Source organism: Nonomuraea spiralis (assembly GCF_014648435.1).
In the GTDB taxonomy this organism is placed as follows: domain Bacteria; phylum Actinomycetota; class Actinomycetes; order Streptosporangiales; family Streptosporangiaceae; genus Nonomuraea; species Nonomuraea spiralis.
On sequence record NZ_BMRC01000001.1, the window covers coordinates 224,847 to 242,364 of the forward strand.

The window sequence follows — 17,518 nt, forward strand, 5'->3', positions numbered from 1 at the left end:
CTCTCGTCATGGCAACCACATCGTGCGACGTGGCAATCGTCGGCGCCGGGCTCGGCGGCTGCTTCCTCGCACTGCTGCTGCGCCGCCGCGGTCAGCGCGTCGTCGTCATCGAGCAGGGACCCTCGATCCCGAGCGCGGGCGCCGACTTCCTCAAGCCCCCCGGCCTGCGGGTGCTGGCCCGGCACGGGCTGGCCGAGCTCGTCGAGCGCCACGGCCTGCGGCGCGACCTCATCCGCTACTACCACGACGGCGAGCCGATCAGGGAGTGCCGTTTCCCCGACGGCGGCTTCCTCATCCGCCCCTACCGGGAGCTGGTCGAGCTCATCTACGCCTGCTGCGCGATGGAGGGCGTCGAGTTCTGCTTCGACGCCGCCATCGAACGCGTCGAGCGCGAGGGCGACCGCATCGAGCTGCTGACGCTGTCGGACGGCAGCCGGCTGCGCGCCGACGTGGTCGTGGGCGCCGACGGCACCAAGTCGGCCATCCGCCGGGCGCTGGACATCGACCAGGTAGCCATGCCGTACGACCGGCTGCTGATGCGGGTGGCCACCGTGCCGCTCAGCGCCAGCGTCGCCCAGCTCAACCGGCTCTACTTCAGCTCCGGCGGCTGGCTCGCCTACCTCTACCCGCTCGACAGGGACCAGGCGCGGGTGTTCGTCGGGCTGCCCCCCGAGCAGGACGACGCGGTCTTCGGCGGGGGCGGCGCGAGCCTGGTCGACCTGCTGAGGGGCTTCGTCAGCGACAGCACCGACGCCTTCGGCTCCCTCCCCGCCGCCGCCTGGCACCCGATCAAGGTCTCCTCGCTGCGAGTGGGGGCCTACCACAAGGGCAACGCCGCGCTGCTCGGCTCGGCCGCCTTCGCCTGCCACCCCATGACCGGCATGGGCATGAGCTACACCCTGTACGACGCCGAGATCCTCGCCGACGTCATCTCCGCGGCCGGTGGCGACCAGGCCCTGCTGGACAAGCTGCTCCAGGCCCGCTACGAGCCGCGCCGGCAGGCGCACCGCCAGCTCATCGACTACGGCGACGCGCTGGCGACCACGTTCCACGACCGGCGGGCGTACCTGCGGGCCTTCCGCGCCGACCTGCACATCTACGGCGACGAGGCGGCCCCGCGCACGACGCCCGCGCTGCAGCCGATCTGATCCCTCCGCCTCCGGAGGTCCCGGCGTCCCCGCCGCCCGCCGTTCCGCCGGGTCAGGGCCGGGCGGGCGGGGCGGCCGGGCCCCGGTAGGGCAGGGTCTGGCTGTAGACGATGTTGGTCGTGGTGCTGCCGAACCCGGCCAGCTCGTCGATGACCCGTTCGAGATGGGGCATCGAGCCGGCCGCGACTTTCAGCGTGTAGCAGTCCTCGCCGGTGGTACGCAGGCATTCCAGGATCTCCGGGCGCTCGCCGAGCAGGCGGCGCAGCGGCTCGTGGCGGCTGCCGGGATACTTCAGGCGGACGACGGCCAGCACGCCGAACCCGACCTTGGCCAGGTCGATCTCGGCCCGGTAGCCGGTGATGACCCCCAAGGACTCCAGCCGCCTGACCCGCTCGGTGGTCGCCGAGGCGCTGAGGTTGACCCGGCGGCCCAGCTCGGTGAGCGGCACCCGGCCGTCCCGCTGGAGCTCCACCAGGATCGTCCAGTCGGTGTCGTCGAGATCCTCGGTCATCGGGTGAATATACCGGCAGATCCACGGCGATCGCCGCCATACGCCGTGACCTCGGTCTTCAGCCGGGCGGGCGGTCCTGGGTAGCGTTCGGTGTCATGAGAATCGGCGTGAACGTACCGAACTTCGGGCCGGGGACCGACCCGGACGTGCTGCGGCGGTGGGCGCGTACGGCGGAGGCCCTCGGCTACGACCTGCTGACGATCTCCGACCACCTGGCGGTGACGCCCGACGTCGCCGAGCAGTACCCGGTGCCCTTCTACGAGCCGTTCACCACGCTCGCCTGGCTGGCCGGCGTCACCGACCGGATCAGGCTCGGCACCTCGGTGCTCATCGTGCCGTACCGGCATCCCCTGCTCATGGCGCGGATGGCGGCCAACCTCGACCGGTTCAGCGGCGGCCGGCTGGTGCTCGGCGTCGGCGTGGGCTGGGCCCGCCAGGAGTTCGAGGCGCTCGGCGTGCCGTTCGAGCGGCGCGGGCGGCTGACCGACGACCACCTCCTGGCCATGCGCGCCGCCTGGGCCGACGGCGACGACTACCGCGCCGGGCCGATCCCCTTCTGGGTCGGCGGGAACGGCGAGGCCGGCCTGCGCCGCGCCGTACGGCTCGGCCAGGCGTGGCACCCCCTGCGCAACACCCTCCCATGGTTGCGGGAGGCGGCCGGCCGGCTGGCGGACGTCGCCGCCGAGCTGGGCCGCCCGGCGCCCGCGTTCGCGCCCCGCATCGTCCTGCGGCTGACCGCCGAGCCGGTCACCGGCCCCGGCAGGCGCGCAGGCGAGGGCACACTTGGCCAGATCGTGGCCGACCTCGACGAGCTGCGGCGGCTCGGCGCCGACACCGTCGTGCTCGACCCGTTCGACGGCGACCCGGCCGATACGCTGCACCCCCAGACGGCCTGGCGCGCGCTCGCCACCGTGGCCGACCACTGGGACCTCGACCCGTACGACCCCAAGGAGGACGACGAATGACCCCCGACGACGAGACCTTCCTGCGCCGGGCCATCGAGCTGGCCGCCGGAGCCCGCGCGAGCGGCGAGGCCCCCTTCGGCTCGCTGCTGGTCGGCCCGGACGGCGACGTACTGGCCGAGGCGCACAACACGGTCACCGGCGACCGCGACATCTCCGCGCACCCCGAGCTGAAGCTGGCCCGCTGGGCCGCCCGCGAGCTGGACGCCGGCACCGCGGCGGCCACCACCATGTACACGAGCTGCCAGCCGTGCGGCATGTGCGCGGGCGCCATCGAACGCTCCGGCCTCGGCCGCGTGGTGTACGCGCTGTCCGACGAGCAGCTCGCCGGCCTCAAACCCGGCGGCGGCTGGCCGCACGTGCCGCAGGAGGGCCCGGCGCTGTACGCCGAGGCGAGCGTGCCGGTCGAGGGCTACTACCGCTGAGCCCGGCCGCCGATGGTAGGGCCTGCACCACCGTGAGGACGGGTGACAGCGGGGGTCCGCCGGACCGCCGCCACCGCGATGCTGAGGAGTGATCACGTCCACCTCACCAGCATCGGAGAGAACCTTGACCGTGGTGGAAACCCCTCGCGTCGCGCCCCGGGGGAGCGACTTCGCGCGGCTGTCGCGCCGCATCGCCCAGGCGGGGCTGATGGAGCGGCGGCCCGCCTACTACGTGATCAGGATCGGCCTGGTGGCCACCCTGTTCGCCGGCGGGTGGGCGCTGTTCGCCGCGGTCGGCGACTCCTGGTGGCAGCTCGGCGTCGCGGCGCTGCTGGCCGTCGCCTTCGCCCAGGTCACACTGCTGGCCCACGACCTGGCGCACGGCCAGGTGTTCCGGTCGCGCCGCCGCAGCAGGATCGCCGGGCTGCTGGTCGGCAACGTGACCGTCGGCCTCAGCTACGGCTGGTGGATGGACAAGCACACCCGCCACCACGCCAACCCCAACCACGAGGAGCACGACCCGGACGTCGCGCCCGACATCCTCGTGTGGTCCCGGCGGCAGGCCGAGGCCAGCCGCGGGCTGCCGCGTTTCATCGGCCGGTGGCAGGCGTTCCTGTTCTTCCCCCTGCTCACGCTGGAGGGGCTGAACCTGAAGGTGGCCGGGTTCCGGGCGCTGCGCAGGGTGAAGGGCGGCCGGACCGAGGGGCTGCTGCTCGTCCTGCACAACCTGGCCTACCTGTGCGGCGTGTTCCTGGTGTTGCCGCCGGGCAAGGCGCTGGTCTTCCTCGCCGTGCACCAGGCCTGCTACGGCGTCTACCTGGGCTGCACGTTCGCGCCCAACCACAAGGGCATGCCGGTGCTCACCGCCGAGGACTCCCTCGACTTCCTCCGCCGCCAGGTGCTGACCTCCAGGAACGTACGCGGCGGGCGGCTGATGAACGTCGCGCTCGGCGGCCTCAACTACCAGATCGAGCACCACCTGTTCCCCGGCATGCCGTCGGCCAACCTGCGCCGGGCCCGGCCCATCGTGCGCGAGTACTGCCGCGAGCTCGGCGTCCCGTACGTCGAATGCGGGCTCGTCGAGTCGTGGGCCCAGGCCATGCGCCACCTGCACGCCGTCGGCGCGCCGCTGCGCGAGGTCAGGACATGACCACCAGCTCCAGGCCCGCCTGATCCTCCCGGATCCGGTGGCCCGCCCGGGCCAGGACCGTCCGCAGCGCGAGCAGCACGACGCTGCGGATGGTCTCGTCCGCCACCGGGTGGCCGGCCGCCTCGCCGCCCGCCCAGGACCAGGCGACGACCACCCCGCGAGCCGGGTCGAACCGGACGCCCAGGCCGCCGTCGATCGGCAGCACGGACGGCTCGACATTGAAACCCGCGTCGGTCAACTCCTGACGGACCGTCAGTTCCAGGTCCGTGCCATCGCCTCGGGCGAAGTCCATCAGAGTCAGTTGCCCTCGCCGGGGCGCGCCGAACCTGCGCTTCGGAACTGTAGCGGTTGTGTAAGGATGGCGGCTGTGTCCGCCGCGTCCGTATGGCTGCGCCTGTCGCGGGCCGTCGTGTTCGCGACGGTCTGCGGCGCCGTGTCCGCGGGCGGCCACCTGCTCGCGGGCGGCGGGGCCGTCCCGCTCTGGGGCGGCGCGCTCGGAGTGCTCACCGCGCTCGCCGCCGCCCTGCTGGTCAGCGGGCGCGAGCGCGGCCCCGCGGCGGTCCTGGCCGCGACCACGCTCACCCAGCTCGTGCTGCACCAGCTCTTCGAACGCCTCGCGCCGGCCACCGGCGTCGCCCCCGGCCACGGCCATCCCGCGCCCGCCATGACGCTGGTCCACCTCACCGTGGCGGCGCTGACCGCCTGGTGGCTGCACCGCGGCGAACGCGCGTTGTGGCTCATGATCCGCCTGTGCGCCGCGCCGCCCCCGATCACCGGCCTGCTGCTCCTCGCGCCGGTCGAGGTGACGATCCCGCCGCGGCGTCCCCCGGCCCACGCCGACGTCCCCGCTCCGATGGGCAGGACCGCCTGCCGCACGCTCACCCGACGAGGACCACCCCAGCGGCTCCGCCTCCGCTGAAGTCCGCGCGTCCGGCCTGGACGCGTTCCTCGTCCGTACCGTGCCCGGACGGCGCCCCGGCGCCGGTCCGGCCGTCCGCATCGGAGTCCTCATGAAGTCCTCCTGGCCCGTCCGCCTGGCCTCGCTCGCCTGCGCGGCCCTCCTGGCGCTGCTGCCGGCCACCGCCGCGCTCGCCCACGACACGCTGAAGAGCAGCTCACCCGCCAAGAACGCCCAGGTCTCCGCGATCGAGCGGATCGAGCTGGAGTTCAACGCCCACGTCCAGTTCCCCTTCGTCGTGCTGCACGACGCGGCAGGCAAGGCGGTCGAGGTCGGCAAACCCCGGGCCGACGGGCCCACGGTGGTCGCCGACGTGCCCCGGCAGCCCGCCCCCGGCGCGTACGTGATCGCCTGGCGGGTGGTGTCGTCGGACGGGCACCCCATCGAGGGCGAAATCCCGTTCGTCGTGAAAGGATCATCTTCTCAACCGGCAGAGGCGCCCTCGGCCGCCGAGGAGCCGCCCGCCGCGGCGGCGGGCGTCCCCGGCTGGATCTGGGGCGGGCTGGCGGTGCTCGTCGTGCTGGGCGCGTTCCTCCTGATCAGGGGCGCGCGCCGCGGCCCTGACCGGGAGGACGCTGATGCTGGTTGAGCGGGCCAGGCAGCTCGCGCGGCAGTGGGTGCTCGACGAGGGCGTCGCGCTGCCCGGATTCGGCGGGGCGTTCCTGACCGGGTCCGCGCTGTGGGCCGATCCGGCCACGGAGCTGACCCCCACCTCCGACGTGGACGTGATGGTGGTCGCCGACCCGCCGCCCAGGATCGGCAAGTTCCGCTACCAGGGCGTCCTGCTGGAGGTCTCCGGCGTCCCCGCCATCGGCTCCACCCACGAGGTGCTGAGCGACTACCACCTGGCCGGCAGCTTCCACCTGCCCTGCGTACTGGCCGACCCCACCGGGCGGCTGGGCGAGATCCAGCGCCTGGTGGCCCGCGACTTCGCCGAGCGGCCCTGGATCATGGCCCGCTGCACGCAGGCGATGGACCGCGTGCGCGGCTGGATCAACTCCATTGACGAGAACGCGCCCGTCCCCGAGCAGGTGGCCGCGTGGCTGTTCGGCACCGGCGTGACCACGCACGTCCTGCTGGTCGCCGGGCTGCGCAACCCGACCGTACGCCGCCGGTACGCCGCCGTGCGCGACCTGCTGGCCGGGCACGGCCGGCTCGACTGGCACGAGCACCTGCTCGACCTGCTCGGCTGCGCGCGGATGACCGCCGAGCGGGTGGAGCGGCACCTGGCGGCGCTGGAGGAGGTCTTCGACGCGACGGCCGGGCTGAAGGCGCCCTCCTACCGTTTCGACTCCGACATCACGCCCGAGGCGCGGCCGGTCGCCATCGACGGCAGCCGCGAGCTCGTCGCCGCCGGGCTGCACCGGGAGGCGGTCTTCTGGCTGGTCGCCACGTACGCGCGCTGCCTGGACAAACGCGCCGTCGCCGGGGCCGCACCCGGTTACGAGGAGGGCTTCGAGGAGCTGCTGGCCGACCTCGGCGCGGCCACGTTCGCCGACCGGCGGCGCCGCGGCGACCACGTGCTGGCCGCGCTGCCCAGCCTGTGGCAGACGGCCATGGCGCTGTGCTGACCGGCCCCGGCTCGGGTCCTGGTCAGGTCCGGCGCAGCGATCGGGTGAGACCGGTGGCGATGGTCGTGGCCAGCACCCAGCCGGCCACGATGAGCCCCCAGGCCAGCCATTGCGCGCCGCCCTGCGGGTTGTAGGCCTTCTCCTGCCCGAAGTCGATGATCGGCAGCAGCAGGTCGAGGGTGTAGACCAGCGGGTGGAACGGCGGCGCCTCGCCCGGCTTCAGCGGCGGCGGCCGGTCGAGCCCGAACACGACCGTGCCTGCGGCCAGCAGCGCGAGCAGCCAGCCCGCGGCGCGCAGGGGGCGGAAGCCGTAGCCCACGGTGGTGTCCTGGAGGTGGCCCCAGAAGCGGGCGTACCAGGGGAGGCCGGCACGCCGCCGCCGCTGGCCGGCCAGCAGGGTCTCGCGGGCGTCGGCGTCGCCGCCGAGCCGCCGGTACATCGCGGCGAGCTGCTCGTACGCGCCCGGCAGGTAGCCGTCCGGGTCGGTACGCAGCCACCGCAACCGCCGCGCGGCCGGCAACATCGGGTCGAGCACCTCGTACGACAGCCCGTCCATGCGCATCGACCGCGGCCATCCGGCGGGGTCGTCACGCAGGACGCCGATGCGCGCGTAACGTAACTCCACCACGCCCTCGACCGGCGCGGCCGTGCGCAGCGCCAGCTCGGGGGCCGTCAGCCGCCAGCACTTCAGCGCCACCTCGCCGGGCGCCTCCAGGGTGGCGTCGTCGAAGCACAGGCGGCTGCCGACCTGGGCGCTGGTCAGCCTGATGCGGCCCCGGGCGGAGAAACCCTCGCACAGGTTGAGCACCTTGCCCACCGAAAGGCCGTTGGCCGACAGCGCCGGCCCGCCGGGGTTGACCATGGTCGCGCCCTCGAAGTGGGCCGGGCCGGTCACCGTGGCGTCGAGCAGGGTGACCTCGCCCTCGGTGCGCAGCCCCTGCCAGGCGAGCAGCGAGCCGTTCACGGTGACCCCGTCGGCGGCGAGCACCACGCCGCCGGGGGCGCTCAGCCGCGCGCCCTCCAGGCCGAGGGTGCCGCCGATGACCGCGCGGTTCAGGCGGACCTGGCCGTCGGCGCGGAGGTTGGCCAGGAAGAGCCCCGCCTCGGCGTTGAGCCCGGTGGCGCGCAGCGCGAGCCCGCCCGGCCGGCGGATGCGCGAGCCGCGCAGCGTGAGCGGCCCGGTCACCCGGGCGAACCGCACGCTCACCTCGCCGTCGGCCTCCATCTTCCGTGCGAACAGCCCGACCTGGACGATCACGTTGGACGCCTCCAGGGCCGTGCCGCCCGGCGTGTTCAGCCGGGCCCGGTCGAGTTCGACCGCCCCGCCGATCCGGGCCGAGGACAGGACGAGCGTGCCGTCGCAGGCGAAGCCGTCCTGGGCGCGCAGGTGGCCGGCCACGTCGAGGTGCTCGCCGTTGAAGGCTGTGCCGGACGGGTGGCTCAGGCGGGCGCCGTTGAGCACGAGGTTGCCGCTGATCCGGCCGCCGGGCAGCCGCACCTCGCCGGTGACGCGGCTGCCCGCCAGGCGCAGGTTGCCCTCGACCTGGACGTTCGAGGCGATCAGGCCGGGCAGCAGCGAGCCGCTGAAGCTGAGGAAACGTGTACGGGCCTGGTAGAGGTCGGGGCTGTGGTCGAAGGCGCAGCCCTGGAAGGTGATCGGGAAGGCCAGCTCGGCGAACGCCAGGTGCAGCACGCCCGTGATCCGCGCCCCGGCCAGGGTGAGCCCAGGCTTGGCGGCGGGCTCGTCGAACCCGCCGAGCAGCAGCCCGGCCAGCACCTCGGCCCGGACCGTACGCTCGGGCCCCCAGGAGGCGGCGGTCGCGGGGTCGTCGGCGGCGGGGTCGCCCGCGCGCAGGTCGACCTCGCGGCCGTGCGCGAGCGCGGCGGCCACGGCCCGCTCGGCGTCGTTGAGATCGGCGATCGGCACCCCGCCATCATCCCGGACCGCGCCCCGGCACCGGACCCCCGGACCGGCAGCGGACCCCGGACCGGCAGCGGCTTCGGGCCGGAAGCGGGCCGGGTTACGAGCGGACCTCCAGGCCCAGCGTCTCGGCGAGGACCGTGGCCTGGAAGGGGTCGATGACCGCCTTCTTGAGCGTGACCGTCTGCGGGTCGAGCGTGCTCAGGTCGCTGCCGCGCAGGTCGCACCCGGTGAGGTCGGCGCCGTGCAACCAGGCCCCCGACAGGTCGGCCCGGCGCAGCTCGGCCCCTTCGAGCCGGGCCCCGGTCAGGTCGGCCTCGCGCAGGCGTACGCCCTGGAAGGCGCTGCCGCGCAGGTCGGCGCCGGGCAGCCCGGCGTAGGACCAGTCGCCGCCCTCGACCTTCAGCAGCCCGAAGGAGCAGCCGTCGAACATGCTGCCCGTCAGCTTGCATCCCCTGAACGTGGCGTCGAACAGCGAGCACCGGCTGAAGGTGCAGTTCAGGAACTGCGCGTCCTCGTGCGTGGACACGTTGAGCCGCACGTTCCTGAACGTGCACTCCTCGAACGACGATCCCTGGTCGACCAGCTCGGTCATGTCGACGCCCTGGAACAGGACCCGGTGAAAACGCTCACCCGCGATCTCCAGCCTGTCCCAGTCGTCGGCGTGGATCGTCGTCTCGATCGGGGGTGCGGGCACCCCGTGCTTGCGGTCTGCCATACGAACAAACTAGCGGATCACGCCTTGTTCGCGATGGCCGTGATGAGCGGCTGGACGAGTTTGGCCGCCAGCGGCCCGAACGCCGCCAGGATCAGCACGTACGCGGCCGCCAGGGCCCCGAGGTCGGGATGGGCTCCCGCCCCCACCGCCAGGCCCGCGATGACGATGTTGAACTCACCGCGCGGGATCAGGGCGATGCCCGCCCGCGCCTGACCGGCCTTGCCGATGCCCGCCCGTCTGGCCGCGTACGCGCCCGTCAGGAGCTTGGTCACCATGCTGACCAGGGCCAGCAGCGCGGCCAGCCCCGCCACGGGAAGGATCTTCGCCGGGTCGGTCTGGAACCCGAAGAACACGAAGAACACCGCCGCGAACAGGTCGCGCAGCGGCGCGAGCAGCGCCTGCGCGTCGTGCGCGAGCTGCCCCGACAACGCGATCCCGACCAGGAACGCGCCGACCGCCGCCGACACCTGGAGCTGCTGCGCCAGCCCGGCCACCAGCAGCGCCAGCCCGACCACCTTCAGCAGCAGCACCTCGGAGTTGGGGCTCGACACGAACGCCTCGATGAAGCGCCCGAACCGCAGCGCCACGACCAGCACCACGCTGACCGTGCCGAGCGCGATCCCGACCGAGATCGCCCCGCTGACCAGGCTCAGGCCCGCCAGCAACGTCGTGAGGACCGGCAGGTAGACCGCCATCGTCAGGTCCTCGAACACCAGCAGGGACAACACCGTCGGTGTCTCCCTGTTACCGATCCACCCGAGGTCGGACAGCACCTTGGCGGTGATCCCGGAGGAGGTGGCGTACGTGACGCCCGCCATGGCGACGGCCGCGACCGGGCCCCAGCCCAGCAGCAGCGCGCAGATCGCCCCGGGGGCGGCGTTGAGCACGAGGTCGACGATGCCGGCCCGCGCGTTGCTCGTCAGGCTCGTGACCAGTTCGTCGGCGTTGTACTCCAGGCCGAGCGTCAGCAGCAACAGGACGACGCCCAGTTCGGCGCCGACCGAGATGAACTCCTCGCTGGTGGCCAGCGGCAGCACGCCGCCCGTCCCGAAGGCCAGACCGGCGATCAGATAGAGGGGGATGGGTGAGATGCCGACGCGCAGCGCCAGCGCCCCCAAAACTCCCAGACCTAGAAGAACAGCACCGAATTCGAGAAAGATGACCGCGGTTTCGTGCACCCGCGGTCCTACCCGTCAGCCAGGATGGCGGCGACGTCCGCGGTGCTGTCCGCACTTCCGACGACGACCACGACGTCCCCTTCGCCGAAGACGAAGTCAGGGCCGGGGCTGGCGAACACCTGGCCGCCGCGTACGACGGCGACGATCGAGGCGCTGGTACGTGTCCTGACCCGGGCCTCGCCCATGGCGCGTCCGGCGTAGGGGGAGCCGGGCGGGATCGGGAGCTGGACGCTGACCAGGCCCTCGACCTGCTGGTGCAGCTGGTTGAGGCGCTGCACGATCCGGGGGGCGCCGAGGAGTTCGGCCAGGGCGTCGGCCTCCTCGTCGTTCAGCTTGACCGTCTGGCAGGCGCGGTCGGGGTCGTCCTTGTCGTAGATCACCAGGTCGCGGCGGCCGGTGCGGTGCGAGACGATGCCCACTCGCTGGCCGGCGCGGGTGGTGAAATCGTGCCGTAGCCCGATGCCCGGCAACGCTGTCTGCTCTACCTCCACCTATCCCACCCATCCAAAATCCGCATATTTCCGGACAACCCTACCAACGCTCGTCGGCTCTCCGGCCGCCTCGAAGGCCCCTCTTCCAGGCCCCGCGCGAAAAACTCACACCCCACCGCCCCGTGCCCGCCCCGAGCTCAGTGCGCCGCCGCCCCACGCCCACCCCACGCACGCCCCGCCCCTCCCGCACCCCCCTCCGCACCCCCTCCGAGGCATCCTCCACGGCGTGCGGGAGCGGAGGGGCGGGGTGGCGTGCGGATGGGAGACTGCTGCTGACGTTGCCGCAGGAGAAGCGAGACGAAGCGATGCCGACCACCCCCTCCGTCCGGCTGCTGCTCGTGGAGGACCACGCGATGGTGGCCGAGGCCATCGGCCTGGCGCTCGGTCAGGCGCCGGGCATCGAGGTCGTGGCCCAGGCGGGCACCCTCGCCGCCGCCCTCGCCGAGACCGCCCGCTGCCACCCCGACGTCGTGGTGCTCGACCGCCGTCTGCCCGACGGCGACGGCATCGAGGCCATCGGCCGGTTCGCGGCCGCCGCGCCGCGGGCCCGTGTGCTGGTGCTGACCGGCGAGGCCACCGCCTCCGTCGCCGCCCGGGTGGTGGAGGCGGGCGGCGCGGGCCTGCTGGTGAAGTCGTCCAGGCTTCAGGAGCTGGAGTCGGCGGTGCGCGAGGTGGCCGCCGGCGGCGTGGTGTTCGCGCCCGGCCTGCTGCCCGGCGTGCTCGACCGGCTGACCGGACGCGTCCGCCACCCCGGCGCGGCGCTCACCGGACGCGAACGCCAGACGCTGCGGCTGCTGGCCGAAGGGGCGAGCACGGTCGAGATCGGCACCCGGCTCGGCGTGGCCCGCAACACCGCGCGCAACCACGTCCAGCACGTGCTGGAGAAGCTCGGAGCCCGTTCCAAGCTGGAGGCCGTGGCCGTCGCGCGCCGGGAAGGGCTGCTCGACTGACGCATATGCACCAGACGGGTTCCCCCATCCGTACCGGGCGGGGTGGTTCCGCTGCGTCTCGTGATCGGGTCCGGCGCTGCCCGACAGTAGAGGGATGGGCAGTTTCGCTGGGCCGTACCAGGTGGACACCCAGCTGCCGGAGGAGATGGGCAGCATCACCGCGGCCCGACAGACGGCGCGCGAGGCGCTGGACGGGTGCGGCTACCTCGGGCGTCACGACGACGTCGTGCTCGTGGTGTCCGAACTCATCACCAACGCGCTCGTGCACGGCGACGGCCCGCCCGCCCTGCGTATCCGCTGCACCCCCTCCCACGTACGGATCGAGGTGCGCGACTCCGGCCCCGGCCTGCCCACCCCGCGCGAGCCGGGACCGGCCGACGGCTGGGGCCTGAACGTCATCGGGACGTTGTCCACCGGCTGGGGCGTCACCCGCGGCGCGGGGGACGGCGAGAGCGGCAAGGTGGTGTGGTGCGAACTGGCGGCGCAGGTCGTCCCACAGACCACCGCGCAGGCCACTCCGCAGGCCACCTCGCCGGCCCAGGAGCGTTCCAGGGCGTGACCGGGTTCCGGTCCTCCGCCGGGCCGTGCGAAGCTGCAGTATGTCCGCCCACGACCGGCAGTCCGATGACATCCAGCTGCTCGTCCGAAGCGTCGTCGACTACTCGATCTGCCTCCTCGACCTCTCCGGCCATGTGACCAGCTGGAACGCGGGCGCCGAGCGCATCAAGGGCTACCGGGCGGAGGAGATCATCGGCAGCCATTTCTCGGTGTTCTACCCGCCGGAGGACGTCGCGGCCGGCAAACCCGAACGGTTGCTGGACCGCGCGGCCACGGCCGGCCGGGTGGCCGACGAGGGCTGGCGGCTGCGCAAGGACGGCACCCGGTTCTGGGCGAGGGTGGTCATCACCGCCCTCCACGACGAACGGGGCCGGCTGCGCGGGTTCGGCAAGGTCACCGGCGACCTGACCGAGCGCCGCCTGGCCGAGCAGGCGCTGCGCGACAGCGAGGAACGTTTCCGGCTGCTGGTCCAGAACGTCGTCGACTACGCCATCTTCATGCTCGACGCCCAGGGCCGGATCGTGAGCTGGAACGCCGGCGCCGAACGTATCAAGGGCTACCGCGCCGAAGAGATCATCGGCGCCCACTTCTCGGTCTTCTACCCGCCCGAGGACGTCGCGGCCGGGAAGCCCGCCATGGAGCTGGAGGTCGCGGTCGCCGACGGCCGGTGGGAGGAGGAGGGCTGGCGGGTGCGCAAGGACGGCACCCGGTTCTGGGCCGGCGTGGTCATCACCGCCCTCCACGACGACCGCGGCGAGCTGCGCGGGTTCGGCAAGGTCACCCGCGACCTGACCGAGCGCCGCAACGTGTCCCGCGCCCTCGACGAGCGCGGCATGCTGCTCAGCCACCTCGTACGCGCCCAGGAGCTCGAACGCCGCCGCATCGCCTACGACGTGCACGACGACACGATCCAGTCCATGGTCGCCGTCGGCATGCGGCTGCGCGTGCTGGAGGGCGGCCTCGCCCCCGAACGGGCCGCCGAGCTGCGCGGCATCGGCGAGGCCGTCGAGGCCGCCGTCGGACGGCTGCGCGACCTGACCTTCGAGCTGCGCCCGCCGGGCGTCGACCAGGAGGGGCTGGTCGAGGGCCTGGCCGGCTACCTGCGGCAGGTGACCGCCGACGCCGGGCCGGCGTTCGAGATCATCCACCGCCTCGACGCCGACCCGCCGCCCGAGGCGGCCATCACGATCTTCCGGATCTGCCAGGAGGCGATCACGAACGTGCGCAAGCACGCCCGCGCCACCTCGATCACCCTGTCCCTGGTCTCGCTGGACGGCGGCGTGCACGTACGGGTCGCCGACGACGGGACCGGGCCGCCGCCGCAGGGGGAGGGGCGGCTCCGGCACTTCGGGCTGATCGAGATGCGCGAGCGGGCCGAGCTGGCGGGCGGGTGGTGGAGCCTGGCCGCCCGGCCGGGCGGGGGCACCACGGTCGAGTTCTGGGTGCCCGCCGTCCCCGCACCGGCCTGACCCGCCCCTGATCCACTTTGCTTCAGGGGCCGGGGATCAGCTCCAGGGCCTGGCGGGCGATCTCCCATTCCTCGTCGGTCGGGACGACCAGCACCGCCACCTCCGCGCCCGGCGGTGACACCGCCCGCTCCGCCGCCGATTCCGCCGCGTTCAGCTCGGGGTCCACGGTGACGCCGAGCCGGTCGAGCCCGGCCAGCGACTCCGCCCGGGTGGCCGCGTCGTGCTCGCCGACCCCGCCGGTGAACACGATCGCGTCCACCCGGCCGAGCAGCGCGTAGTAGGCGCCGACGTACTTGCGGACGCGCCGGGTGTAGACCTCCAGGGCCAGGCGGGCCTCCTCGTCGTCGCGTCGCCGTACCTCGCGCATGTCGAGCGTCCCGGCCAGGGCCCGCAGCCCGCCCTGGTGGCTCAGCGCGTGCTCCACCTCCTCGGCCCCGAGGCCGCGCACCCGGGCGAGGTACCCGGCGATCGCCGGGTCCACGTCGCCGGAACGGGTGCCCATCACCAGGCCCTCCAGCGGCGTCAGCCCCATGGAGGTGTCCACGCTGCGCCCGCCGGACATCGCCGTCGCGCTGGCGCCGTTGCCCAGGTGCAACACGATCAGGTTCAGCTCGGACGGGTCGCGGCCGAGGAAGGCGGCGGCGCGGCGGGAGACGTAGGCGCAGGAGGTGCCGTGGAAGCCGTAGCGCCGCACGCCCCACTCACGCGGCACCGCGTACGTGTACGCCTGCGGCGGCAGCGTGAGCTGGAACGCCGTGTCGAACACCGCCACCTGCGGCACCCCCGGGAACGCCGCCCGCGCCACCCGGATCCCGGCCAGGTTGACCGGGTTGTGCAGCGGCGCGAGCGGCGCCAGCTCCTCGATCGCGGCGATCACGTCGTCGTCGACCAGCGCCGGGCCGGTGAAGCGGGTGCCGCCGTGCACGACCCGGTGCCCGACCGCGACGGGGTCCAGCGCGGGCCCGGCCTCCGCGAACGCCTTCAGCATCGCCTCCAGCCCCTCGGCGTGCCCGGGGAAACGCTCCTCCCGCACGTACGGCGGCCCTTCGCCCGTGTGGTGCGTCAGCCGCCCGCCTTCCTCGCCGATGCGCTCCACCAGCCCGCGCGCCGGGCGCTCGCGGGTGCCCACGTCCACCAGCTCGTACTTGATGGACGAGGAGCCGGTGTTCAGGACGAGTATTCGGCCGGCCATGTCCACGACCTGATCTCCGCGGGGTCCTCGCCGTGCTCCCTGGTGTACGCGCGGGCCCGCAACCGCGCGTCGCTCATCCGCTGGCGCAGGTGCGCGGCCTTGGCGCCGAGCCCGTCCACCCGGTCGATGACGTCCATGACCAGGTGGAAGCGGTCGATGTCGTTGAGCATCGCCATGTCGAACGGCGTGGTCGTGGTGCCCTCCTCCCGGTAGCCGCGTACGTGCAGGTTGTCGTGCCCGTGGCGGCGGTAGGCGAGCTGGTGGATGAGCGAGGGGTAGCCGTGGAAGTTGAAGATGACCGGCTTGTCGGTGGTGAACAGGGTGTCGAACTCGGCGTCCGGCAGGCCGTGGGGGTGCTCCGACGGCGGTTGCAGCCGCATCAGGTCGACGACGTTGACGACCCGTACCTTCAGTTCGGGCAGGTGTTCGCGCAGGATGGCCGCGGCGGCCAGCGTCTCCAGGGTGGGCACGTCGCCGGCGCAGGCGAGGACGACGTCCGGCTCGGAGCCCTGGTCGCCGGAGGCCCACGGCAGGATGCCCAGGCCGCGGGTGCAGTGGGCGATCGCCTCGTCCATGGTGAACAGGTCGAGCACCGGCTGCTTGCCCGCGACGATCACGTTGACGTAGTCACGCGAACGCAGGCAGTGGTCGGCCACCGACAGCAGGGTGTTGGCGTCCGGCGGCAGGTAGACGCGCACCACCGACGCCTTCTTGTTGACGACCACGTCGAGGAAGCCGGGGTCCTGATGGCTGAAGCCGTTGTGGTCCTGCCGCCACACGTGCGACGACAGCAGGTACGTCAGCGACGCCACGGGCCGCCGCCACGGGATCTTCTGCGCCGACTCCAGCCACTTGGCGTGCTGGTTGAACATGGCGTCGATGATGTGGATGAAGGCTTCGTAGCAGTTGAACAGCCCGTGGCGGCCGGTCAGCAGGTAGCCCTCCAGCCAGCCCTGGCACAGGTGCTCGCTCAGCACCTCCATCACCCGGCCGCCCGGGGCCAGGTTCTCGTCCGTGGGCAGGATCTCGGCCTCCCACGCGCGGTCGGTGACCTCGAACACGTCCGACAGCCGGTTGGAGGCGGTCTCGTCGGGTCCGAGCAGCCGGAAGTTGCGCGGGTTGCCCGTGATCACGTCGCGCAGGAACCCGCCGAGCACCCGCGTCGGCTCGTTCGACTGCACGGCGGGGGACTTGACCTCCACCGCGTGCCTGCGGAAGTCCGGCAGGGCCAGCGGGCGCAGCAGCTCGCCGCCGTTGGCGTGCGGGTTGGCGCTCATCCGGAGCGGGCCGCGCGGCACCGTACGCAGGACGTCCTCGACCGGCCTGCCGTCGGAGCCGAACAACTCCTCCGGCCGGTACGAGCGCATCCACTCCTCCAGCATCGCCAGGTGGGCCGGGTTCTCCCGGACGCCGGACAGCGGCACCTGGTGGGCCCGCCAGGTGCCCTCGACCGGCTTGCCGTCCACCTCGCGCGGCCCGGTCCAGCCCTTGGGGGTGCGCAGGACGATCATCGGCAGCCGCCGGTCCTGGCCGTCCTTGTACTCGGCGATCTCGTCGAAGACGGTGTCGAGGGTGGCGGCCATCTCCTCGTGTGAGGGGCCGACCAGGTGCGGGCGGTGGCCGTACCCCTCCAGCAGCTTGAGCAGCTCGTCCTCGGGGATGCGGGCCAGCACGGTCGGGTTGGCGATCTTGTAGCCGTTCAGGTGCAGGATGGGGAGCACGACGCCGTCGTGCCTGGGGTCGAGGAACTTGTTGGAGTGCCAGCTCGCGGCCAGCGGGCCCGTCTCGGCCTCGCCGTCGCCGACGACGCAGGCCACCACCAGGTCGGGGTTGTCGAACGCGGCGCCGTAGGCGTGGGCGAGGGAGTAGCCCAGCTCGCCGCCCTCGTGGATGGACCCCGGCGTCTCCGGCGCGACGTGGCTGGGGATGCCGCCGGGGAAGGAGAACTGGCGGAACAACCGCCGCATGCCCGCGACGTCCTGCGAGACGTCCGGATAACGCTCGCTGTAGGAGCCCTCCAGCCAGGCGTGCGCCACCGCGGCCGGCCCTCCGTGACCCGGGCCGACGATGTAGATCATGTCCTGGGCCCGTTCGGAGATCACCCGGTTGAGGTGGGCGAAGCAGAAGTTCAGTCCCGGGGTGGTGCCCCAGTGGCCCAGCAGGCGCGGCTTGATGTGCTCGGGCCGCAGCGGCTCGGCCAGCAGCGGATTGTCCAGCAGGTAGATCTGCCCGACGGACAGATAGTTGGCCGCCCGCCAGTACGCGTCTATGTGGTCCATGCACTTGCCCATTCCTCTACAGGCGATGCTGAATCCC

At 73.1% G+C, this 17,518-nt stretch carries 18 protein-coding genes; 10 read left to right on the forward strand and 8 right to left on the reverse strand.

Annotation, left to right across the window (positions count from 1 at the left end; translation table 11 throughout):
* Nucleotides 1-8 precede the first annotated feature (8 nt).
* A complete protein-coding gene (locus tag IEZ27_RS01035; RefSeq protein ID WP_189645447.1) occupies nucleotides 9-1,148 on the forward strand; it encodes an FAD-dependent oxidoreductase in 1,140 nt (379 codons plus the stop codon).
* A 52-nt stretch (nucleotides 1,149-1,200) separates the two neighbouring features.
* Here the strand turns inward: IEZ27_RS01035 and IEZ27_RS01040 are convergent, their stop codons facing one another.
* Nucleotides 1,201-1,659 carry an Lrp/AsnC family transcriptional regulator gene (locus tag IEZ27_RS01040; protein WP_189645448.1) on the reverse strand — a complete coding sequence of 153 codons (459 nt, stop codon included), beginning with the start codon at nucleotides 1,657-1,659 and terminating at the stop codon, nucleotides 1,201-1,203.
* 95 nt (nucleotides 1,660-1,754) lie between these two features.
* Between IEZ27_RS01040 and IEZ27_RS01045 the strand changes: the two genes are divergently transcribed.
* The 3 genes from IEZ27_RS01045 to IEZ27_RS01055 all read left to right on the forward strand — a co-directional run bounded on the left by IEZ27_RS01045 (nucleotide 1,755) and on the right by IEZ27_RS01055 (nucleotide 4,196).
* On the forward strand, nucleotides 1,755-2,624 hold the full coding sequence (locus IEZ27_RS01045; RefSeq protein ID WP_189645449.1) for an LLM class flavin-dependent oxidoreductase: 870 nt from the start codon (nucleotides 1,755-1,757) through the stop codon (nucleotides 2,622-2,624).
* The gene (locus IEZ27_RS01050) at nucleotides 2,621-3,046 is read left to right on the forward strand and encodes a nucleoside deaminase (RefSeq protein WP_189645450.1); all 426 of its coding nucleotides are present in this window, start codon (nucleotides 2,621-2,623) and stop codon (nucleotides 3,044-3,046) included. The genes IEZ27_RS01045 and IEZ27_RS01050 overlap by 4 nt, the downstream gene beginning before the upstream one ends.
* A 208-nt stretch (nucleotides 3,047-3,254) precedes the next feature.
* Nucleotides 3,255-4,196, forward strand: coding sequence for a fatty acid desaturase family protein (locus IEZ27_RS01055; RefSeq protein WP_189645912.1), 942 nt, complete (start codon nucleotides 3,255-3,257; stop codon nucleotides 4,194-4,196).
* Here IEZ27_RS01055 and IEZ27_RS01060 read toward each other — a convergent pair.
* Entirely contained in the window at nucleotides 4,186-4,488 is a 303-nt protein-coding gene (locus IEZ27_RS01060) for a hypothetical protein (RefSeq protein ID WP_189645451.1), read from the reverse strand. The genes IEZ27_RS01055 and IEZ27_RS01060 overlap by 11 nt on opposite strands.
* Nucleotides 4,489-4,563: 75 nt before the next feature.
* Between IEZ27_RS01060 and IEZ27_RS01065 the strand changes: the two genes are divergently transcribed.
* The 3 genes from IEZ27_RS01065 (at nucleotide 4,564) to IEZ27_RS01075 (ending at nucleotide 6,725) form a co-directional block, all read left to right on the forward strand.
* Nucleotides 4,564-5,115 carry a hypothetical protein gene (locus IEZ27_RS01065; RefSeq protein WP_189645452.1) on the forward strand — a complete coding sequence of 184 codons (552 nt, stop codon included), beginning with the start codon at nucleotides 4,564-4,566 and terminating at the stop codon, nucleotides 5,113-5,115.
* A gap of 91 nt (nucleotides 5,116-5,206) precedes the next feature.
* Nucleotides 5,207-5,743, forward strand: coding sequence for a copper resistance CopC family protein (locus IEZ27_RS01070; protein WP_189645453.1), 537 nt, complete (start codon nucleotides 5,207-5,209; stop codon nucleotides 5,741-5,743).
* Complete coding sequence (locus IEZ27_RS01075; protein WP_189645454.1) at nucleotides 5,733-6,725, forward strand: hypothetical protein; 993 nt, start codon at nucleotides 5,733-5,735, stop codon at nucleotides 6,723-6,725. The genes IEZ27_RS01070 and IEZ27_RS01075 overlap by 11 nt, the downstream gene beginning before the upstream one ends.
* A gap of 22 nt (nucleotides 6,726-6,747) precedes the next feature.
* Here IEZ27_RS01075 and IEZ27_RS01080 read toward each other — a convergent pair whose 3' ends face one another.
* The 4 genes from IEZ27_RS01080 to IEZ27_RS01095 form a co-directional block, all read right to left on the reverse strand.
* Nucleotides 6,748-8,652 carry a hypothetical protein gene (locus IEZ27_RS01080; RefSeq protein ID WP_189645455.1) on the reverse strand — a complete coding sequence of 635 codons (1,905 nt, stop codon included), beginning with the start codon at nucleotides 8,650-8,652 and terminating at the stop codon, nucleotides 6,748-6,750.
* Nucleotides 8,653-8,746: 94 nt separating this feature from the next.
* Entirely contained in the window at nucleotides 8,747-9,364 is a 618-nt protein-coding gene (locus tag IEZ27_RS01085) for a pentapeptide repeat-containing protein (protein ID WP_189645456.1), read from the reverse strand.
* A gap of 17 nt (nucleotides 9,365-9,381) precedes the next feature.
* Nucleotides 9,382-10,542 (reverse strand): cation:proton antiporter, encoded by a 1,161-nt coding sequence (locus IEZ27_RS01090; RefSeq protein WP_125637599.1) that lies wholly within the window; start codon nucleotides 10,540-10,542, stop codon nucleotides 9,382-9,384.
* 8 nt (nucleotides 10,543-10,550) lie between these two features.
* Nucleotides 10,551-11,033, reverse strand: a complete 483-nt coding sequence (locus IEZ27_RS01095) for a cation:proton antiporter regulatory subunit (RefSeq protein ID WP_125637598.1) — start codon at nucleotides 11,031-11,033, stop codon at nucleotides 10,551-10,553.
* 305 nt (nucleotides 11,034-11,338) lie between these two features.
* Here IEZ27_RS01095 and IEZ27_RS01100 point away from each other — a divergent pair, with 305 nt between their 5' ends.
* The 3 genes from IEZ27_RS01100 (at nucleotide 11,339) to IEZ27_RS01110 (ending at nucleotide 14,010) form a co-directional block, all read left to right on the forward strand.
* On the forward strand, nucleotides 11,339-11,983 hold the full coding sequence (locus IEZ27_RS01100; protein WP_125637597.1) for a response regulator transcription factor: 645 nt from the start codon (nucleotides 11,339-11,341) through the stop codon (nucleotides 11,981-11,983).
* A 94-nt stretch (nucleotides 11,984-12,077) separates the two neighbouring features.
* Nucleotides 12,078-12,542, forward strand: coding sequence for an ATP-binding protein (locus tag IEZ27_RS01105; RefSeq protein ID WP_189645457.1), 465 nt, complete (start codon nucleotides 12,078-12,080; stop codon nucleotides 12,540-12,542).
* 40 nt (nucleotides 12,543-12,582) lie between these two features.
* Nucleotides 12,583-14,010, forward strand: coding sequence for a PAS domain-containing sensor histidine kinase (locus IEZ27_RS01110; protein WP_189645458.1), 1,428 nt, complete (start codon nucleotides 12,583-12,585; stop codon nucleotides 14,008-14,010).
* Nucleotides 14,011-14,032: 22 nt separating this feature from the next.
* On the opposite strand, the gene IEZ27_RS01115 is transcribed toward IEZ27_RS01110, so the two are convergent.
* Both IEZ27_RS01115 and IEZ27_RS01120 read right to left on the reverse strand, forming a co-directional pair.
* Nucleotides 14,033-15,202 carry an acetate/propionate family kinase gene (locus IEZ27_RS01115; RefSeq protein WP_189645459.1) on the reverse strand — a complete coding sequence of 390 codons (1,170 nt, stop codon included), beginning with the start codon at nucleotides 15,200-15,202 and terminating at the stop codon, nucleotides 14,033-14,035.
* Nucleotides 15,178-17,481 carry a phosphoketolase family protein gene (locus tag IEZ27_RS01120; protein ID WP_229823031.1) on the reverse strand — a complete coding sequence of 768 codons (2,304 nt, stop codon included), beginning with the start codon at nucleotides 17,479-17,481 and terminating at the stop codon, nucleotides 15,178-15,180. Before IEZ27_RS01120 ends, IEZ27_RS01115 begins: the two co-directional genes overlap by 25 nt.
* Between the last annotated feature and the right edge of the window lie 37 nt (nucleotides 17,482-17,518).